15 protein-coding genes are annotated in these 19,744 nt (G+C 44.5%); 7 read left to right on the top strand and 8 right to left on the bottom strand.

Annotated features, from left to right (window positions below):
• Positions 1-80: 80 nt before the first annotated feature.
• A complete protein-coding gene (locus tag AB6E85_RS00860; protein WP_372141040.1) occupies positions 81-1,028 on the bottom strand; it encodes an aldose 1-epimerase in 948 nt (315 codons plus the stop codon).
• A 64-nt stretch (positions 1,029-1,092) separates the two neighbouring features.
• Here AB6E85_RS00860 and AB6E85_RS00855 point away from each other — a divergent pair, with 64 nt between their 5' ends.
• Both AB6E85_RS00855 and AB6E85_RS00850 read left to right on the top strand, forming a co-directional pair.
• The gene (locus AB6E85_RS00855; RefSeq protein WP_372141039.1) at positions 1,093-4,197 is read left to right on the top strand and encodes a GH116 family glycosyl hydrolase; all 3,105 of its coding nucleotides are present in this window, start codon (positions 1,093-1,095) and stop codon (positions 4,195-4,197) included.
• Positions 4,198-4,293: 96 nt separating this feature from the next.
• Entirely contained in the window at positions 4,294-5,307 is a 1,014-nt protein-coding gene (locus tag AB6E85_RS00850; RefSeq protein WP_372141038.1) for a LacI family DNA-binding transcriptional regulator, read from the top strand.
• 196 nt (positions 5,308-5,503) lie between these two features.
• On the opposite strand, the gene AB6E85_RS00845 is transcribed toward AB6E85_RS00850, so the two are convergent.
• Entirely contained in the window at positions 5,504-7,132 is a 1,629-nt protein-coding gene (locus AB6E85_RS00845; RefSeq protein WP_372141036.1) for an ABC transporter ATP-binding protein, read from the bottom strand.
• 12 nt (positions 7,133-7,144) lie between these two features.
• The gene (locus AB6E85_RS00840) at positions 7,145-7,639 is read right to left on the bottom strand and encodes a hypothetical protein (protein WP_017068585.1); all 495 of its coding nucleotides are present in this window, start codon (positions 7,637-7,639) and stop codon (positions 7,145-7,147) included.
• A gap of 240 nt (positions 7,640-7,879) precedes the next feature.
• Here AB6E85_RS00840 and AB6E85_RS00835 point away from each other — a divergent pair, with 240 nt between their 5' ends.
• Positions 7,880-10,240 carry a Lon protease family protein gene (locus AB6E85_RS00835; RefSeq protein WP_017061577.1) on the top strand — a complete coding sequence of 787 codons (2,361 nt, stop codon included), beginning with the start codon at positions 7,880-7,882 and terminating at the stop codon, positions 10,238-10,240.
• A 163-nt stretch (positions 10,241-10,403) separates the two neighbouring features.
• On the opposite strand, the gene AB6E85_RS00830 is transcribed toward AB6E85_RS00835, so the two are convergent.
• Positions 10,404-11,150 (bottom strand): flagellar brake protein, encoded by a 747-nt coding sequence (locus AB6E85_RS00830; protein ID WP_017065025.1) that lies wholly within the window; start codon positions 11,148-11,150, stop codon positions 10,404-10,406.
• Between the two features lie 274 nt (positions 11,151-11,424).
• Between AB6E85_RS00830 and AB6E85_RS00825 the strand changes: the two genes are divergently transcribed.
• From AB6E85_RS00825 to AB6E85_RS00815, 3 genes are read left to right on the top strand one after another with little or no spacing between them, the layout of a single operon-like run.
• A complete protein-coding gene (locus AB6E85_RS00825) occupies positions 11,425-11,709 on the top strand; it encodes a GNAT family N-acetyltransferase (protein WP_372141035.1) in 285 nt (94 codons plus the stop codon).
• 11 nt (positions 11,710-11,720) lie between these two features.
• Complete coding sequence (locus tag AB6E85_RS00820; RefSeq protein WP_372141033.1) at positions 11,721-12,869, top strand: phosphotransferase; 1,149 nt, start codon at positions 11,721-11,723, stop codon at positions 12,867-12,869.
• Entirely contained in the window at positions 12,859-14,040 is a 1,182-nt protein-coding gene (locus tag AB6E85_RS00815) for an MFS transporter (RefSeq protein ID WP_372141032.1), read from the top strand. Before AB6E85_RS00820 ends, AB6E85_RS00815 begins: the two co-directional genes overlap by 11 nt.
• A 101-nt stretch (positions 14,041-14,141) precedes the next feature.
• On the opposite strand, the gene AB6E85_RS00810 is transcribed toward AB6E85_RS00815, so the two are convergent.
• The 4 genes from AB6E85_RS00810 to AB6E85_RS00795 form a co-directional block, all read right to left on the bottom strand.
• Positions 14,142-15,488 carry an MATE family efflux transporter gene (locus AB6E85_RS00810; RefSeq protein ID WP_050632534.1) on the bottom strand — a complete coding sequence of 449 codons (1,347 nt, stop codon included), beginning with the start codon at positions 15,486-15,488 and terminating at the stop codon, positions 14,142-14,144.
• A gap of 101 nt (positions 15,489-15,589) precedes the next feature.
• Complete coding sequence (locus AB6E85_RS00805; protein ID WP_050632533.1) at positions 15,590-16,432, bottom strand: helix-turn-helix domain-containing protein; 843 nt, start codon at positions 16,430-16,432, stop codon at positions 15,590-15,592.
• A gap of 276 nt (positions 16,433-16,708) precedes the next feature.
• Positions 16,709-17,626, bottom strand: coding sequence for a DMT family transporter (locus tag AB6E85_RS00800; protein WP_372141030.1), 918 nt, complete (start codon positions 17,624-17,626; stop codon positions 16,709-16,711).
• A gap of 331 nt (positions 17,627-17,957) precedes the next feature.
• Positions 17,958-18,851 (bottom strand): DMT family transporter, encoded by an 894-nt coding sequence (locus tag AB6E85_RS00795; RefSeq protein WP_136977858.1) that lies wholly within the window; start codon positions 18,849-18,851, stop codon positions 17,958-17,960.
• A gap of 123 nt (positions 18,852-18,974) precedes the next feature.
• Between AB6E85_RS00795 and AB6E85_RS00790 the strand changes: the two genes are divergently transcribed.
• Positions 18,975-19,457: a MarR family winged helix-turn-helix transcriptional regulator gene (locus AB6E85_RS00790; protein ID WP_017054932.1), complete on the top strand. Its 483-nt coding sequence runs from the start codon at positions 18,975-18,977 to the stop codon at positions 19,455-19,457.
• Positions 19,458-19,744: the final 287 nt, after the last annotated feature.

Raw genomic sequence — 19,744 nt, 5'->3', positions numbered from 1 at the left:
TGGTTCTTTCGTTGCAGTTGTTTCGTTAGCAATGCGTTCTCCGGGGGCTGATTTCGCACTCAGCGGTTACTTTGCTTGCCTTAGTTGGGTTGATAGGTGGCTTGGCATTGCCAGGTAAAGATTTGAGATTGGTTCGGGCTAAGCGTTAATAAGCCAATCTGGTTATTGAATGCATCCGCTGGGCATGTCATTGGTTCTATTGCAATACTTTGCTCGCTAGTTGGCGTGTAAAGCTGAACGAATGGGTAGCTTTCATCTTGTTGGTAGCGAATTGCGGCAGACGAATCTGAGCGCGTAAACGCAAGTTGGTTGGTTGTCTTGGAATCAAATTCAAAGCAGTGATTTAAGCTTTGATTGGTGAGTGAATCGTCCAAAGACAAACGGTCAAAAGCGTGTTTTTCACCATTGGGTAGGTCGTTTTCGTGTATGACCTCAGAGCAAGGCGACATAGCGAGTCCGCATTGTGCTAGTTCAGTGCCGAGTGAGAAATAAGGGTGCCAAGCATCACCGAATGGGAATGCAGAATCACCAAGATTAGAAACGGTCGTTGAGGAAGTGAGTTTACCCATGATATCGATAGTGAAGGTGACTTCAAGGTTGAAAGCAAACGGGAAAGCAGGATGTAAAGACGACGTTTGATATTGCAACGTCACACTGGCGGATTCTTCAGTGGCTACGCTGTTTGTGATTGAAAAAGGTTGGTTGTAGAGCAGGCCGTGTACGGCGTGATCAGACCAAGGAAAATTAGCTGGGAGTTGATGGTTTTGGTTATCGAAACTGTAACGACCTAAGTTTAAACGGTTTGGAAAAGGGAATAATTTAGCACTGCGGGAAAAGAACGGATGTTGGTTGATCAGTTCATCATAATTCTGATAACCACAAATAAAAGAGAATGGACTGTTATTTACGATATATTTATTAATAACAGCACCAAATCCATTGATTATTTGAAGTGCTATACCATGTTGGTGGTTTATTAATGTGACAGAGTCAAGATTTCCAAATTTTTCATTTATAATTTTAAACATGTTGATGTCTCCATTTTTAAAAGATATTAACAAGAAGAAAAAAATATTCAATGGCGGTTTTAAAATGAATAATAAAATTCCATATACGAGCTACTCAGGAAATTCAGAACACTTGTGTAAAAAAGGTGATGCAGTTGAATTTATTCAACCTTGGTACACGCCAATTTCGACTACACCAGAAAATACCGGTATGGCAGTCGGCGGAATTGGTAACACATTTACACTCACACCAAACGGCAACACGCCTAACTTCAGCTTTATTCCGGGAATCTTTGTCGATTGTTCAGAGCAAGTTATTAATTTTAATGATTTTTATGCGTCAGTGATGAATGTGCCAACCATCGACACGCTGCAAGTTCTTAATGAACAAGAGCTAAGCGTTCACCTGAACTTCTACCCTGCTTTGTTTGATGGAAAAAAGATTGAAAGTAGAGAAATGTCGAATGCGATTAGTCTCATTCAAGCAGCATTAAAAAATGGTCGATTCTACCAAGAAAATAAAGCTAACTTTACAAAATGGAACGTTGAATTTTCAAATAAGACTCAATTGTTGATTGCAGAAGATTCAGGTTCAACTATTTGTCAATTATATGTAGCCTTAGATTTCTTTAATGGTTTATTAATAAATGATACAACGAGATTATTATCACTCACTGCGGGTGATAATAATGATATGGATAGTATCAGTATCAGTGGCAGTGATATAGATAGTGTTAATGGTAGGGATATAGAATACCAAGCTTTATATCCACTGGCTGAATATAAATACAGTAGCTTCGAAGATATTAATATAAAGCGTAAGGTAGTCTCTCCGATCGTTAAAGAGAACAAACGCCTATGTTCTTTACCGATGCACTGGAATCACTTCGAATTAACCAATAATTCATCGCAACCACGCGTGATTACGCTTGCTCAGCCGCTTCAAAACTTGATTGGCTCAACCTACCAAAAAGGCCGTGATGGTATTCAGGATTCGGCATGTACCTTGTCTCAAAATCCGATTGCTCAGCAGCATGAAGTGGTTAACTTAAAGGGTGAAAGTCGCAGCTTTACGGGTGTTCAACTGTCTAGCCAATCGCCTTATCAAAGCGATATTGAAGGCGAAGTGGTGTTTGGTGTTCAAGCAGATAACCATTTGACTGAATCTGGTAAGGTTTCGATTTCTGTCAAACCAACGCTTTATACCTCTAAGACTGCTCAGCAAACAGAGTTCGCACTGAAAACAGGCCGTACCAACGCGGAATTCCAAACAGGAATTTACACAGGGCGCGAAGCATTGAGCGCATTGGTTGTGGTTCAGGTTGAATTAGAAGCGGGTGAGTCTGTTGATCTGCGTTTTGCACAGGTGATGGCACACAGCAAAGTCATGCTTAATGGTTGGCACTCAGATAAGGCTTACACGCAATTCTACCCGCAAGTAAAGCCTGCATTACCTATGTTAGAAGACATGTTGCCAAAGCTCGAAGCGATTGAGCAGCAGATCGTCGCACAACAAACCGCTTTCCTAGAGCAAGCTCAAAGCAAGATCTCGCAGCCTGAATCGGCACTTCGCTATGCAACGATGGCGATGAACTCATTGTCCTTCCTAGCGGAATCAACGGTATGGGATAAAGAAGATAAATTCTTGGTTAAAGAGTGTGTCGACTACCCATTCTTTAACTCTCTGGATGTGTATTTCTACGGCTCGTTCTCGTTGCTTTATTTATTGCCTGAGCTTGATGGCTGTGTGATGAAAGAGTTCTCGAAAGCCATTTTGGCGGAAGACTTTACCGAGCGCCGCTACTGGGAATACGAAGCGACGCCTAATGCAGAATTAATTGATGAAAAGTACCAAGGTGTACGTGCCATTCGAGGTGCGGTAATCCACGACTTAGGCAGCCCATTCGACATCCAGCCCGATGCTTACAGCTGGCACAACGTGAAAGAATGGAAGGACTTAGCGCCGAAATACATTCTGATGGTGTACCGCCATTACCAAAACACCCAAGATATCTCTGTGGTTAAAGAGTGCTGGCAAGCGGTAACTGAAAGCATCGATTTCTTATCGAATTTGATCGCTGAAGGTGACGATTTACCACTAACCCGTGGCACAGACGATACCTTCGATAACCTCGCGTCTCACGGCATCTCTATTTACTGTGCGAGCCTGTGGGTTGCTGGCCTGCAAGCGGCGAGTGAGCTTGCACAATTGATGGGTGAAAGCGAGCGAGCTAACGGTTACTTAACGCGTTCTAAAAAGGCGTTGGCAACCGTTGAGCAAAGTTTGTGGGATGACAAAGAGGGTTACTACCACTTCTTCGTGACGCCAGTTCAGGCTAAGCATCTAACCGGTGCGGGCTATCAAGCTCTGGAAACTTTAGGACTTTCATTGACCGGCGATGCGATTGCTGACAAGCACACGCTCAATACCTATCTCAATGAAACGGATACTTCCATTAGCATCAGTAAGGTATCTCAAAGAGTCTCTAAGAAACGCTTGCTGAGTGAGACGGCGCCACAAGCCTTTACTCAAGAATACTTAGATTTAGTGCCAGATTCTGACAACAGTTTTGGTGATGCCTTGTTGGCCGACAGTTACTTAAAGCTCATCGGCTTGGACGGTATTTTCCCGCAAGAGAACATCCAACGCGCACTAGACTATGTTTATAAGCACAACTTTGAGATTAACAGCCCTAAGCTTGGGGTTGCGAATATGACGTTGGCCGATGGTTCGCCGCATGAGGCATTTCAGGCTCAAGATGTGTGGATTGGTGTGCAGTTTAGTGTCGCAACGGCGTTGAGTCTGGCAGGTAAAAACCAGCAAGCAGAAACATTGATGGATACCGTGTATACCGCGCTCTATGACTATTCAAAAATTCCATTTGCAGCGCCAGAAGGGTTCAATTGCTCTGTGTCTGTCAATGAGAAAGATCTTATAGAAGCATTTAAATTGACGCAAAATGATGCGAAAAACTGGCTAAGTGTACTTAAATGTCAAAAATGTGTGCTGTCTGACGGTCGGATCAATCCAACATTGACGAAAGATACTGATAATTTTGTTAAAATGGTGAGCGGTGAAATTCCGTTAGAAAAGCTGGCAGGCTTACACAAATGGTTACTGAGTACTGGCTTGAAATATACGGCTGGTCGCTACTTTAGACCGGGGATGATCTTTGCCTACTTGTATTAACTTAATGACACGATTTTCAGCTAAAGCAGTGGTATGCAGGTTGAAACTGATGGGGAGCTTAAAGCTCCCCGAATGTCACTTGATTAGGGATTCGAGATGCGCACTAAAACAAAAAAAACCACCGTATACGATGTAGCAAGACTGGCTGGCGTTTCTCCCAGCACCGTGTCTCGCTTCCTTAATCGAACCACTTATGTGTCGGATGATAAAAGCCAAAACATTGAGCAAGCCATTAAAGACACGGGCTACAAACCTAACTTCCAAATGCAAGAAAACACCAACCGACGTTCACTCACCATTGGTGTGTTGGTGCAACACCCTGACAGCCCTTATACCAGTCGTATCCTCAACGACATGGAGAAAACTCTGATCGCTCAAGGCTATTCGTTAGTGATCGCGACCGGGCATTGGCAGAAAAAGCTCGAGATACACGCCTTAGAGTATCTGGCTAAGAGCAATGTCGATGGAATGATCATCGTAACAGGCAGCATCACCAAAGAGGATATTGCCAAGTACGCGCAAGACATCCCGATTGTCGCGGTCGGTTATGATTTCGCTGAAGACAACGTTCGTTCAATCAATATCGATAATGTGCTAGGCGGTTACATGGCGACGCTTCACTTATTACAACAAGGGCATGTGAATATTGCTCATATTAAGGGGCTTTCAAGTCAACCTGATTCGGGAAATCGCTTTGAAGGCTATAAGAAAGCACTTCAAGAGGCGGGTATTAAAGTGATGCCAAAACTCGTTAAACAGGGTGATTTCAGTAGTGAGTCAGGCTACGAGAAAACGGTAGAGTTGATTGAATCTAAGGTTCACTTCTCTGCTTTGTTTGCTGCTAATGACCAAACGGCTTACGGGGCGATTAAGGCGCTGTCTGACCACGGTTATAAAGTGCCAGAAGATGTGTCTGTGATTGGCTTTGATGATTTGCCGACCTCTAAGTATTTCACGCCAGCCCTGACGACGCTGAGACAGCCGATTGAAGAGATTGGTGAAGTGTGTGCTCAGTCGATTTTGAACCTGTTATCTGGCGAGCGGCATGAAGCTCGATTGCCACCCATTGATCTAATCGTCAGAGAGTCGACCAAATCTCTGTATCGTTAGTTGTGAAATGATTGAATCATAGGGAGTTACAGTCAAAGACACATTATTTCCCTTCAGAAACGAAAAATGTCGCATCCATGCGACATTTCTCTTTTGGCGGCCAAACCAGTTTTGCTATATCCATTCTAGATTTCAATCCATTAGGAGATTATTCAGAATGTAATTATAAGACGCTGTTAATGTTGATTAGTTCCCTTTATGCGGCATTTTTTTTCGATTTATCTTCTAAGTCGAATGACGCAGCGATTAATTTCTTGGTGTAGTTGTTTTTCGGCGCATTGAAAATCTCTTCTGCAGACCCTTCTTCCATTACTTCGCCCTTCTGCATCACCAGTACGCGATCCGACAGTGCTTTCACTACCGAGAGATCGTGGCTGATGAACAGGAAGCCGATATTGTGCTTGGCTTGAATGTCTTTCAGCAGGTCAATCACGGTCAGTTGTACTGAGCGATCGAGTGCTGAAGTCGGTTCATCCAGCAAAATGAAAGAGGGCTCTAGAATCAGTGCGCGAGCAATCGCGATACGTTGTCTTTGCCCGCCAGAGAACTCATGTGGATAACGGTTTATTGAATTCGGCTCTAAGCGAACTTCAATCAATGCTTTGCGCGCTCTTTCTAAACGTTCTTGCTTGGATAGATGAGGTTGATGCACCGTTAAGCCTTCGGTGATGATTTCCCCAACTGTCATGCGTGGTGATAAAGAACCATAAGGATCTTGGAACACCATTTGGACATCTTTCTTGAGCTTGTGACGCTCTTTATCATTTAATAAGCTAACGTCTTGGCCTTTGTAAACAATACGTCCGGTACTCGGCAGCAAGCCGATTAATGCACGTCCAAGGGTTGATTTACCTGAACCAGATTCACCAACAATGCCTAGCGTTTCGCCTTGCTTAAGATTCAACGAAATGCCTTTTACGGCTTCGAAGTACTGGCTTTTACTCTTGATAAAGTGTGATTTCACCAAGAACTGAACTCGGATGTCGTCAGCAGACAATAGCTCTGGGGCTGTCGCCTCAACAGGAACCTTAGCGCCTTTCGGAATCGAGTTAATGAGTATTCTTGTGTAATCATGTTTAGGACTATCGAACAAAGATTGAGTCATCCCTTCTTCTACGAGCTCACCTTTACACATCACTAGCACGCGGTCTGCAAAGTGTTTCACCACACCTAAGTCATGAGTGATGAACAAAATTGCCATTCCCATCTTGCCTTGGATCTCTTTGATAAGAGCAAGCACTTCAGCTTGAACCGTTACATCTAATGCAGTTGTAGGCTCGTCAGCAATCAGAATATCTGGTTCATTGATCAGCGCCATTGCGATCATGATGCGCTGTAACTGACCACCTGAAAACTCATGCGGATACTTGGTGTAAGCCAGCTCTGGCATAGGTAAATGCACCAGATTGAACAGCTCTAGTACACGCTGTTTTGCTTTTGATTTCGATACCTTTCGGTGACACATAATGGCTTCTGCCACTTGAGTGCCGACACGCAGGTATGGATTCAAAGATGTCATTGGCTCCTGAAAGATCATGCCGATTCTGTCGCCACGAATTGACTGCATTTCACGCTCTGATTTTTCGAGAACAGACTCGCCTTCAAACTCAATTTGAGACTGCGGATCAATAATGGCGTTGTCTGGAAGTAGACGCATCAGTGCGTTGGAAGAGACAGATTTACCAGAACCTGATTCACCAACAATGGCCAAGGTTTCGCTGGATTTAAGGGTAAAGTTAACCTTTTTCACCGCATCAACGATTCCATCGTTGGTTTTGAAGCTAACGGAGAGGTTATTGACTTTAAGAAGAGCCCGGTCCGACATGATATATCCTTATCAATTTAAGACATTAGGTGAAGATTGAACTTCTGACGTTGTTTTAAGTTGCCCAAAATGGTGATGAGCACGTTGAATTTGTTCTAGTTCGAGCATCCAATGCGAACTGCGCTGAGCGCTGCAAAAAGCGATCAGGTGATTGAGCAAACCTTCGCTCTGCTTTTCCAATAATCCAAAGGTACGTTGAATCAGCTCAGTGTTCTCCAGAGAGATAAATTGCATCAGAGCGTAAGATTGATTCAAGGTATCGAAGGCTTGTTGGTGCTGACCTAATCGGTTGAGTATCTCTGATTGAGCGACGCTCGCGTCTCTTAACCCGGCAAGCAAGCAGGCAAATTGGCAAGGCTTGATATCGCTTTGGTATGCTGCATCTTGGATGTGATGAGGAAGTGAGGTTAGAACATCACCATAAAGGCGTTGTGCTTCTGGCCAGTGACCTTGTTCCATTAACTGTTCAGCTTTTAGGTAGTGCATCCAGCATCGTTCAATTTCCATATCCACATCCTCAATTTATAATATCAGAAAATGTTAATGATATTTATTATCAATTGCAAATTAAAATCATTCACATGTTAAGTTGGTGAATTAAATGACGAGCTATTCCTAAAAATGGCTTAAATTGTGTGTTATTTGTTCAGTTGAACAGCTGTGTAGCGTAAGTCACTAAATTTGTAGGAAATTACATCTACACTGATTTTATCTACACCCAAGTAATGAAGGACTAAGGAGGCGGCGATGGCGATGCAAAGACTCAATACAGAACAGCTGTATCAGGTAGCGGATTTAGATAAGCTACCATGTAAGTCGACCAAAGAACTGGCTCCAATTGACGAAATCGTCGGGCAGGAACGGGCACAAAAAGCCGTTGAGTTCGCGATGTCAATCAAGGAAAAGGGTTACAACATTTATGCGATAGGGCGAAATGGTCTGGGTAAACGCACCATGATCTTGCGCTATCTGAACCGTCACCCTCAAGAAGTGCAGGAGCTTTTTGATTGGTGTTATATCGCGAACTTTGAAGATATTCGTACACCTAAGGTACTGAAATTGCCGCGTGGCGTTGGCAGCAGCTTAAAGCAAGATATTGAAAAATTGATGCGTAAACTGCTGAAAGGTATGCCTCTAGCGTTTGATAACGAGATGTACTTTAGCCGTGCTGACAGGCTTAAAAACCAATTAGCAGCTAAGCAACAAGCCGCGTTAGAAAGCATTAGCCAAGAAGCGAAAGACAAGGGCATTAACCTGACGATCACCACTCAGGGTGATTACCAGTTTGTGGCCATGAATGGGGATGATCTTCATACCGAAGAGAGCTTCGATCTGCTTTCGCCAGAAGAGCAAGACCAGTTCGATAAAACCATTGATGGATTGGAAGTCGGTCTGCGAACCATTTCTCGTGAGTTGACGGAACTTGAAGAAACGTACACTGAGAAAATTCAAAAACTGAATGATGATACGGCGCGAGACGTGATCACGCACTTCATCAAGCAATTGAAGAAGGATTACAGCCAATATCCAGACATTAAAAAGTACCTAACGGCACTGCGTAAAGACATTGTCGACAACGCTGACATCTTCTTAGAAGAGAGCACTGAGCAAGCAGAAGTTGCAACCGCTTCTTTGGATAAGAAAATGCCGCGTCGCTACAAGGTTAACGTGATTGTGAGCCAAAAGGAGGAGACTCTGCCGATCGTGGTGGAAGAGAATCCAAATTATCACTCTCTGTTTGGCTATGTAGAAACGGCAACGTTCAAGGGCACTGTCTTTACAGACTTCTCATTGATTCGTGCAGGTAGCTTACACAGAGCCAACGGTGGCGTATTACTGATGGATGCGGTGAAGGTACTTGAGCAGCCGTACGTTTGGGAAGGCTTGAAACGAGCACTGCGTTCACGTCAATTGAGCTTCACTTCATTAGAAAAAGAGGTGACCTTAACGGGGGCGGTATCGCTTGATCCAGAACCGATTCCATTGGATGTTAAGATCATCCTGTTTGGCGATTACCGAACTTACCAACTGCTGCAACACTACGATGCAGAGTTTGGTGAACTGTTCCGTGTAACGGCCGATTTTGAAGATGAGATGAAGCGTACTCCCGATTCTGAAATGCATTACGCGCGCTTTATTTCGAGCATCGTGCACGACAACAACATGCTGCATTGTGACCGTAAAGCGATCGCTCGCATCATTGAGCACAGCTCTCGTCAGGCGGGTGACCAAGGTAAATTGTCTCTGCACTCTGCTCACATTGCTAATCTGCTTCGTGAATCAAACTACGTGGCGAGAGGCTCAAAATCGAACCTGATTCGTGCAACGCACGTCGACCAAGCGTTATCTAACCAACAGATGCGTGTCGGACGACTGCAAGACAGCGTGATGGAAACCTTCACTAACGGCACAACGCTAATCCATGTTGATGGTCAAGCGGTTGGGCAAGTGAATGCGCTGTCTGTACTCAGCACGACGGATCATATGTTTGGTGCGCCGAACCGAATCACGGCAACCACCGCTTACGGTGATGGTGAAGTGATTGATATTGAAAGAAACGTAGACCTAGGTGGCAGCATTCACTCAAAAGGCGTGATGATCTTGTCGGCTTACCTTTCTTCCGTATTTGGCAAGACAGCCAAAGTCCCGCTCACCACTAACATCACCTTCGAACAATCGTATGGTGGCGTCGATGGTGACAGTGCGAGTATGGCTGAGTTCTGTGCGGTGGTGTCAGCGTTTTCTAAGCAGCCAAACCGTCAAGACATCGCGATTACAGGCTCGATGAACCAGTTTGGTGAGTCTCAGCCTATTGGTGGTGTGAACGAGAAAATTGAAGGTTTCTTTGATGTGTGTGAAATCAAAGGGCGTTCAAACGAACAAGGGGTGATCATCCCGCGTTCAAATGTTCACAACCTGATGCTGCGTAGCGATATCGTGAAAGCGGTTGAAAAGGGCGAGTTTAATATCTGGGCGATTGACCATGTAACAGAGGCGATTGAGCTGTTCACAGGCAAAGCCGCTGGTGAAGCAAGTGATGAGGGTAGCTATCCAATTGATACTATCTTTGGTATCGCCCAAGCTAAACTGAACGCACTGCGCAAATAGTTTGAATATCTAGATAGCTAAACAAATAAACAAACAGCCAAAACGCAAAAGCCATCGATTCTAGAGTCGATGGCTTTTTTGTTGGTTGAGGTTTAGTTTGCCAGTGAACTAATTGTAGTTGGTCAGCTTGCTGTATTCGGTGAAAGTCGCGTGTTAAAAGGCGTTACCCATTTCGTAAGCAAAGCTTGGTGCCATCGAACTTCAGTTTTGCCAACAAGTGTTTGGCGTTAGCTCGGCCAATATCATCAAATTCGACACCGTATCGAGCGTAGTGTGTCGATTTCTGTAGATTGCAGACGATGCCTCGCAATGGCGGAATCAGTGGTCCGTTGTAGTTCTCAGGGGTTATCTCAATAGACACGCGATCGGCAATCTGAATCGCACGAGAGGTTGGTGAGGTAACGAAACGACAACCACTTTTCGATAAATCTCGTATCTCACAGTTTGCTCGCTGGTCGTTGAAGATGATTCTTGAAGCCAGATTCACTTCATAGCGTGTTTCTTTACGTAGCTGTGTCACTTGCATCGTGCTTGGTGTAGACAGCACTAGAATAGGGAAGGGTTCACCAATTTTATGGTGAATTTGGCTTCTAAAGTGGATAAGCGCGCCTTCACCTCGTAGAGAATACGCACGAGCGGTCATCCAAAAACCTTCTTGAAAGAAAAAGTTCAGATCTTCATTGGATACCTCGGGAACCTCAACCACAATACAGTTATCACTGTGCGTACCGATAAACTTGGTGGTGGCGAGAAACTTCGTGCCAACGGGAGTCGAGACATTTAATGTCAGCTCACTGCCGTGCTCAATCATGGCCAGTGCATCAGTGCTATTGATAGTGGAAACGGTGCGATTACGAGGGTCTTGAAGTGCCTGATTATGCTCCAAAGGCTTCTTCAGGGGTGCGTTCATTATATGTTCTCCATGCGCCAACATGCGTCTGTTAGTTATACTGGTAACTTGCTAACAAGGGGTTATTACGTGCTAGATTTAGTAGGTGTACTAACGCAATTTATAGAGTGCTTTTAATTGGTTTGAATTTTATTTATAACCACACGCTATAATAATATTTTCTTTGATTGTAAGTACTTAGTTTTATTTATATGCACTTGCGCTAGTCTATTACAAGGAACTCATACTTCAAACTTTTATTGTTTGTCGTATCAATTATTTGCAGGAGTTGAGAATGCAGGCAGTAAAATGGGATCAAGAAGTGAACCAGATCACGGTAGAGTTAGAACCCAACCAGTTCGCGGTCGTTAAGTATCAAAAGGACGGAGATGTACTACATATCATGTCGACACGCATTCCTGATGAACTGCAAGGCAAGGGCTTTGGGAAGGTGATGATGGAGTCGGTATTGCCTGAAATTGAACAAGCGGACTTCAAAATTGTGCCGGTTTGTAGCTATGTGGTTCACTACATGAATAGGCAGCCACAGTGGTCACACCTTCTATCCGATAAAGCATAACAACGAGTAATATGTCTCAATCAATATCGTCGAATAATCGAGCTCAACCTGAAGCGGGTTCAAGTCAAAATCAGCCAGAGCTTTATCAACAAGAGTTTTATCAAAATGAGCTTTATCAAAAAATAGCGACCTCGCTGGGTTGTCATGAAGGGTTTGATGTCCAAGTGATTCAACGCCTATGGGGTGGATATGGCGAGTTAGTTCGCTTAGTCTTTTCTCAAGAAAGCAGTGCGGAACTCAAGAGTGTGATTGTTAAACATGTCGCGTTGCCAGATAAAGCTGAACACCCAAAGGGTTGGAATACCAAACTCTCTCACCAACGAAAGGTACACTCTTACCAAGTGGAAACAGCTTGGTATCAGTCATTCACCCAACAATGGGACGAGCGCTGCCCTGTACCTGTTGGGCTGCAATGTGAACTAGAAGAGAATGAGTGGCTGATAGTGATGCAAGACTTAGCGGATATTGGCTTCCCGTTGATCTCTCAGTTTGATGTGCTTGCTGCTTCTGACTATCAGGCATCTAGTTACAGAAGAGAAGAGCAAAAACAACGTAATGCTTGCCTTAAATGGCTTGCTAACTTTCACGCAAAGCACATCAATATCAATCAAGAGCAGTTGTCATCATTGTGGCAAGTCGGTACTTATTGGCATCTAGATACACGCCCTGATGAACTCAATGCCTTGGCTGATTTACCATTGAAGAACCAAGCCAAGCACATCGACCGTTTATTAAAAGAATGTCCATATCAAACCTTAGTCCATGGCGATGCCAAGCTCGCCAATTTTTGTTTTGATTCTGAAAGCGAGCGCGCGGCTGCGGTCGATTTCCAATATGTGGGCCATGGTTGTGCGATGAAAGATGTCGCTTTGTTCATGAGTAGTGCGGTGAGGCCGCAAGACTGCGCTGAACTTGAGCCACAGGTACTGGATATTTACTTCCGACACTTGAAAGAGGCATTGGCGTACTATCAGCCACAGCTTTCGTTCTATGAAGTCGAATCCGCTTGGCGACCAATGTTCTATGTCGCATGGGCCGACTTCCAACGTTTCGTAAAAGGCTGGAGCCCAGAGCATTGGAAGATTAACCCGTATACTGAGCAGTTGACCTTACGAGTGCTTACTCAATTAGACGAACAGGAGTCCGTCAATGTTCGATAGAACTGCGAGCTGGAAAACGCCGCAAAACTTTTTATTACTGATTTCGATTGTTGTCCCTATCGCGTTTTCGAGCTGGATGGCACTGCTTAATAACTTCGTGATTGAAAAAGCGAACTTTGATGGTGCGGATATTGGTTTACTGCAAAGTGTTCGTGAAATACCTGGTTTCTTAGCGTTTACCGTAGTGTTTGTGCTGGCCTTCATACGTGAACAACGCTTTATGTTGATATCGCTAGCGATGCTCACTGTAGGCACCGCGATTACGGGTCTGTTCCCTTCACTCACTGGTCTGTTGCTGACTACGATTTTGATGTCGACGGGCTTCCACTATTTTGAAACGCTGAAGCAGTCTTTGTCACTACAATGGTTGAGTAAAGAAGAAGCGCCAGAGATGTTAGGTAAGATGATCTCCGTTGGCGCGTTGGCATCTTTAATCACTTATAGCTCTATTTGGGTGATGTTAGAGCAACTCAAACTCGACTTTGCTTGGGTGTATGGTATCACTGGCGGAATTGGTTTTGTTTTAGTTTTGGTGATGACCTTTGGCTTCCCTGAGTTTCAAACCAAGACGCCACAGAATAAGAAGTTGGTACTGCGGAAGCGTTACTGGCTCTACTACGCGCTAACGTTTATGAGCGGTGCGAGAAGACAAATCTTCACTGTGTTTGCAGGCTTCTTGATGGTAGAGAAGTTTGGTTACTCGGCTGCCGACGTCACATTGTTGTTCTTGGTTAATTACCTATTTAACTTCTTGTTTGCGAAGCGCATTGGTCGATTTATCGGTGTGGTTGGTGAGCGCAAGGCGTTGATCTTCGAATATGTGGGTTTGATCGGTGTGTTTGTCGGTTATGGCTTGGTGCAAAGCGCGGAGTGGGCGGCGGCACTTTACGTGATCGATCACCTGTTCTTTGCATTGGCGCTGGCGATCAAAACTTACTTCCAGAAAATCGCAGACCCGGCAGACATGGCATCAACCGCTGGTGTCTCTTTCACCATCAACCATATAGCCGCGGTTGTTATTCCGGTCGTGTTTGGTGTGATTTGGTTATCGTCCCCTGCAACGGTTTTCTACATCGGTGCTGCGATGGCGGCGGTTTCTTTGGCGTTGTCTTTAAACATTCCTAAGACACCTGAAGAAGGTAATGAAGTGCGAATGTTTAGCTGGCGTTAACGCTAGATAGAGGCAAATAAAAAGCTCCAATATCGCTATTGGAGCTTTTTTGTATGTGGCGTTTGATGATCAAGAAGCAATCTCTTTAAACGGATTACTTCCTAGGCCACCTGTTTTTCTAAAGAGCCTGTAAAGCGTTTCCTGTAACTGCGTAACATGCTGAGACTGACTATTGCGGTTAGGGTCTCGGCGAACAGAATACTTGCCCAAATTCCTTGTTCTGGGAATAGTTTAGGTAAGATGATGATGCCTAATGCGACGAAGACAAAACCACGACCAAGAGAGATTAGTGTTGCTTGCTTAGGCTTCGCCGTTGCCTGAAACAGGTTGGCGATCACCAAGTTGACTCCCATTAGTGGTACAGCAAAGAAAAAGAACGTTAAGGCGGTTGCAGCTAGCCCAATCAAATCACTCGAATCACCTAAATAGAGAGCTGCGATTTGAGGCGCACACTGGTACACAATAATCATAAACACCAAGCCACTACCTATTGCACTTTTTAAACCTAAACGAAAAATTGCTTCGATGCGGTTTGGCTGATTAGCACCATGATTAAAGCTGATGATTGGCTGGCAGGCTTGAGCGATTCCGACCATCACAAACAACGCAAATACCCCGATGTTTGCGGTTAAGCCATAGGCGATAATGTGATTCTCACCAAACTGATGCAACAACACGTAGTTGAACAATAAAATTGTCATCGCTGCGGTTACTTCAATGAAGAAGGTCGGCGTGCCTATTTTTAGAATGCTTGGCAGTTTGTTAAAACCAATCCCTTTTAAGCTCAGTTCCAAGGTGCCTTGTTTACGTACAAAGTGGCTTAACAAAATACAAGCGATGACACCTTGTGCAATGGCTGTACCGTAGGCTGCCCCTTTCATTCCCCAACCCCATTTCAAGACGAAGAAGTAATCCAACACTAGGTTGACCACGGCACCTATCGACATCGCGTAAGTGGCCAGTTTTGGGTTGGTATCGTTACGAACAAAGCACGACATGACCCAAGCTAACGAGTACAACACAAAGAATGGCAACATCACAGACAGGTAATCGTGAGTCAGTTCAGCCATGTAGCCAGAAGCGCCCATCAACGCAATAATGTCGTCCAGAAAATACAGAGCGATGCTGACTGAAATGGTGCTAAGTACGGCGGTACTCAGCATCGATTGGCTAAAGAGAGTTTGACCCGACGCCGAATTTCCTTTGCCGACTTCAATAGACATAAGAGCCGCGCCGCCAATACCCACCATCATCGCGATAGCGGTAAATATAGAGAAAGCAGGAATGGTTAGCGCGATAGCACCAAGCCCATCTGGGCCAACACCGCGTCCGACGAACCATGCATCTCCCATGATGAAAAGAGACTTGATCACCATGCCGGTTAGCGCTGGCCAAAGGTATTGATAAAAGGATTTAGATATTGGATCGGTTTTTAGGTTGATGGCCACTGGAGTTAGCTCCCAAAAAATTGGATTTAACCAAATTGGATGAAATAAAGAGGGAGCATTATCCGAACTTAACCGGGTTCTAAAAAGGGATGATCTGCTTATTATGTTGCACTATCTGCACATCGAGTTCGAAACTCTGCTGGGGACTCTTTCATCTGCCCTCGGTAAAAACGGCTGAAATAGGCTGGGTCTTCGAAGCCGAGTTCAAAGGCGATGGTTTTGATTGTCTTGGTCGAAAAGATCAACTCTCGATTCGCTTCCAAGATGATTCGATCGTGGATCAGTTGGGTGACTGTCTTACCACGTTCAGCCTTCACGATCTCATTGATGCGTTTGTTAGTTATCGATAGTGCTTGAGCATAAAACTCACAACTCTTGTGGGTGGTGTAGTGTTGCTCTATCAAATCGACCACTTTGTTTACTCGGCTGTCGCGCACTTCGCCTTTCAATGATGATTGGGTTGCAAAACGTAATATGTAGCGCAAAAAGCTATTCATGAGGGATTCTACCAAATCCCAGTCGCTCTCTTCTCGTGCACACTCCTCTTTAATCATAGTGAAAATAGGCAGCAGGTAGCGGTTGCCTTCTTCACTGCAATCTAAGTAGGGAGGGCGACTTTGATGCATGGCAAAAACGGTATCGACCAGCTGTGTGTTACGATGGTTGGTCTTGACAAAGCCTGGGGTAAACACCAGTAAACGAGCGCTTTCTCCCACTAGTTCAGATCGGTGAACCTGGCCTGGAGCAATGGTAAAAATACGGCCGACCTTGTTGTCATAGTCTACAAAATCAATGCTCTGACTGCCTAAGCTATCCACGCACCACACCAACTCCCAGTATTCATGTCTGTGCGGTTCTAAGAACGCGTCGTCGCTGTTAGTCAGTTCCTCAACCCTACAAGGTTGACCTTTAATCAGGCGCATGTGTTTGATGGGAGTTCTCATGACATTCCTTGGTTGAAGGTAGGCTGTGCAGTTAAGACTAGAGCCGTTGTTCTCGGCGTTTCTAATGTAGTCGATAGTGACTTTTAAGTCATTCGATTGCTGCGTTATTGGCTATTTCATATGAGCAGTGAACTAGTGGAGCGTTGGAACTGGTTGAAGTATATGAGGTGGAAGTGAGAGAGAATTTTAAGTCGGAGTCGTAACTAAATAAACCCTAGAGACTCATTGCGAGCCCTAGGGTTATATCGACAGATTATTAGCTTAGCTTAGCTTAACTTAGTTGTTACTTACTGTTTTCAAAGAAGAGCGTAGCTTGAAGATTCCCTTAGGGGCCTTGGTCAGCAAGATGCCGCAAAGTAGAGGAATCATCATTACAAGTGACTGTTCAGATAGAACCTCACCATTGATGTAACAAGAGATCAGTAGTGCAACCACAGGGAAAATTAGGAAGCAGATAGACGCTTGGAAAGGGGTCGAAACCTGACCTAATTTAAAGTAAGCCACAATGCCGCCCACACTCGCCACAAAGCCTAGGTAAACCACAGCTGAGATTGAATCCCAAGTGAAAGATTCAACATTTACGTTTTCGCCCATAGCTGATACGGCAAATAAGAATAGAGCTGCAATTAAGCTTGGTACGGCGTTGTAGGTCAGTACTTCAATGCCTTTGCAGTGCTTTTGAACCAGCACATACATCACTGCGTGAATCGCAACAGCAAGGCCTAAGCAAACCGTGCCAATTCGGTAGTCATCGCCACCCATCTGCATTTCATTACCAAGGATTAAACATAGGCTCACAACAGCTGTGACCAAACCAAAGATTTGATGTTTCGCCAGTCGTAGACCTAAGAATAAGCCAGACATCAGCATCACAGCGACAGGCATGTTGGCGAAGATGATCGACGCTAAACCTGAAGAGATGTATTGCTCACCATAGATCATCAACGTAAATGGAATCGCGAAATACATCAGCGCCACAATAAGCAACCATTGGCGCTTACCTTTAGGGAACAGCAGTGGTTGGTTGAAGACTTTCGCCAATACCGCAAGCAGAGGGGCTGCAAGTAAAAAGCGCAACGCAGTAGCAAAAATAGGTGGGATAGAATGCAATGCTACTTCCATAGCGAACCAAGTGGTCCCCCAAATTAAGCAAACAGAGACAAAAAGCAAGATAGTTAGCGACTTCGAATTCATGGTGACTACACATTAATAATTATTTTAAATCATAGGCTTGTAGCGCCTTAATGACGTGGCACAGTATAGAAAGGTAGTCGGAGAAAAGTTTTGCCTTTTTATCTCTAATTTGAGTTTTTTGTAGGAATAAAATCTCTAATGTAATTATTTTATAGAAAATAAATGCACTTTAGATAGTTTAAGTAAAGTCATTATTCTTTGTGAGGTCTAATTTTGCTCAAGAAGTAATCAACTCACGAGAATGGCTGTTGGGTTATTGCTATCAGCATAGCAACAAAAAACGCGCCCACAGTGAGGCGCGTTTTTGATCAATACGTTTAAGAGGCAGTATCTACTGCGTAACAGGCTTAACTTGTTTGGACTGTCTTACTGCCAGAATAAGTTGCGGTAGCAGCGACATCACGATCATGCCGGTCATTAGTGAATATTGGACTGGAGTAAATGATTCACCCATTAACACCATACCGGTCACGATGCCAGCCACTGGGTTGGCGATGCCACCGAAGGTGAAATCAACCACAGACATACGTTGTAGCAACCACACATACATGCCGTAACCCAGTGCAGTATTTAGACCAATAACCCAAACCAAGCCCATCGCATTGCGAGTATCGAAATGAGTCACAGCATTAACATAAGGCTGCGGGTCGATGAATGCATGAACGCCAGACGCGACAGACAAAATCGTACCGCCCAGAATCAGTTGCCACGTTAATACCTTCCACCAGTGCATGCGATTACCCAGTGACTTGGTAATGCTGCTGCCGATAACGATACACATGATCGCGGCGAACATTGCGCCTAAACCTATTGGGTTCAGAGCAATTTGGCTTGGGTTAAAGAGTACCCACGCTAAGGTGATCAAGCCAATACCTGAAAGGGCTTGAATCAGGTGTGGGCGCTGTTTTTTCACTACCCAGTGGAAGATCATCGCGAACACCGGCACAGAGATCATACCCACGCCAGAGATTGCCGAAGGTAGCGTTAGCGCCATCACGAAGATCAAGCCAAAGAAGGTCGCGATATTGATAAGGCCCAGTGTGAAAATGATCTGCCACTCGCCTTTTTTAGGTAGTGTTGGCTTTACTGCTAGCAATAACAAACCAGCAGGTAACGCACGCAAAGCACCCAATAATAATGGTGGCCACTCCTGTAGCGTAAATTGCGTCACTGCATAGGTTGTTCCCCAAAAGAACGCGGGGATCATTGCTAATAATATGTTCATCTGAAATATCTTTACGTTAAGATAACTATTGTGTGAACTGTATACTGAGAACTAGTGGTTGTAAAGTATCTTTATGTTAAACTAGTTTGAAGTAATCAGACTAACAACGGAGCGAGATTGCAAATGGATGCTATCGACCGCGTAGTAGAGCAATGGGCAAAGGAAAAGCCCGAACTAGAAACTGAGCCTATGGCAATGATGGGTCGGATTATGCGTATTGCCAAGTATATGGAGACGCAAGTTGCCGAGCTTCATAAAAAATACGACATGAAGCTGGGTGAGTTTGATGTGCTGGCGACGTTACGACGTTCTGGAAAGCCTTACCGACTGACTCCGTCAGAACTGATCGGGTCGATGATGCTGACATCAGGTGCGATGACCAATCGCCTTGATAAGCTAGAAGCCAAAGGGCTGATCAGTCGTGAGCACAGCAAAGAAGACAGACGCAGCGTGAGTGTCCAGTTAACTAAAGATGGTCTTATTCTGATTGACCAAATGATGACTGAACATGTCGAAATGCAGAAAAAACTGGTTAAATCATTGTCTGCGAGTCAGAAGAAGAACACCAACCAACTTCTGAAAACATGGTTGAGCGCGTACGAGTAACCGACGTGAGTTAACTCGAACTGATTTGAAAACCGAAGTGATGAGCTTCGGTTTTTTTGTGTTTGTTAAATGGGTTTATTTCTCTGACTCACTTAGATGGCTTAGGTTGAGCCGAGGCTCTCCAGCACTTCTCAGCTTTTTCAAAGCAAGTGTTTCAATGAATTTTAGGCAATGGTAACAGCATTGAGGTTGTTCAATCTTCGGATTTAGTCAGTAATTTGTATGCGAGTATGTCTACTAAAATTTCAAACAAGTTGTTCTATTTTTCTCGTTATCATCTTAATGCT

Origin of the sequence: Vibrio sp. 10N.247.311.51, assembly GCF_041467855.1 — a bacterium.
Lineage (GTDB): Bacteria > Pseudomonadota > Gammaproteobacteria > Enterobacterales > Vibrionaceae > Vibrio > Vibrio coralliirubri.
This window is presented reverse-complemented; position numbering and strand designations above follow the sequence as displayed.

What these genes read in the sequence shown, in the direction of transcription:
- AB6E85_RS00800 (WP_372141030.1), bottom strand. Translation starts at nt 17,626, where the DNA reads ATGAATTCGAAGTCGCTAACTATCTTGCTTTTTGTCTCTGTTTGCTTA.
- AB6E85_RS00825 (WP_372141035.1), top strand. Translation starts at nt 11,425, where the DNA reads ATGCAGGCAGTAAAATGGGATCAAGAAGTGAACCAGATCACGGTAGAG.
- AB6E85_RS00835 (WP_017061577.1), top strand. Translation starts at nt 7,880, where the DNA reads ATGGCGATGCAAAGACTCAATACAGAACAGCTGTATCAGGTAGCGGAT.
- AB6E85_RS00795 (WP_136977858.1), bottom strand. Translation starts at nt 18,851, where the DNA reads ATGAACATATTATTAGCAATGATCCCCGCGTTCTTTTGGGGAACAACC.
- AB6E85_RS00830 (WP_017065025.1), bottom strand. Translation starts at nt 11,150, where the DNA reads ATGAACGCACCCCTGAAGAAGCCTTTGGAGCATAATCAGGCACTTCAA.
- AB6E85_RS00855 (WP_372141039.1), top strand. Translation starts at nt 1,093, where the DNA reads ATGAATAATAAAATTCCATATACGAGCTACTCAGGAAATTCAGAACAC.
- AB6E85_RS00860 (WP_372141040.1), bottom strand. Translation starts at nt 1,028, where the DNA reads ATGTTTAAAATTATAAATGAAAAATTTGGAAATCTTGACTCTGTCACA.
- AB6E85_RS00840 (WP_017068585.1), bottom strand. Translation starts at nt 7,639, where the DNA reads ATGGAAATTGAACGATGCTGGATGCACTACCTAAAAGCTGAACAGTTA.
- AB6E85_RS00850 (WP_372141038.1), top strand. Translation starts at nt 4,294, where the DNA reads ATGCGCACTAAAACAAAAAAAACCACCGTATACGATGTAGCAAGACTG.
- AB6E85_RS00815 (WP_372141032.1), top strand. Translation starts at nt 12,859, where the DNA reads ATGTTCGATAGAACTGCGAGCTGGAAAACGCCGCAAAACTTTTTATTA.
- AB6E85_RS00805 (WP_050632533.1), bottom strand. Translation starts at nt 16,432, where the DNA reads ATGAGAACTCCCATCAAACACATGCGCCTGATTAAAGGTCAACCTTGT.
- AB6E85_RS00820 (WP_372141033.1), top strand. Translation starts at nt 11,721, where the DNA reads ATGTCTCAATCAATATCGTCGAATAATCGAGCTCAACCTGAAGCGGGT.
- AB6E85_RS00845 (WP_372141036.1), bottom strand. Translation starts at nt 7,132, where the DNA reads ATGTCGGACCGGGCTCTTCTTAAAGTCAATAACCTCTCCGTTAGCTTC.
- AB6E85_RS00790 (WP_017054932.1), top strand. Translation starts at nt 18,975, where the DNA reads ATGGATGCTATCGACCGCGTAGTAGAGCAATGGGCAAAGGAAAAGCCC.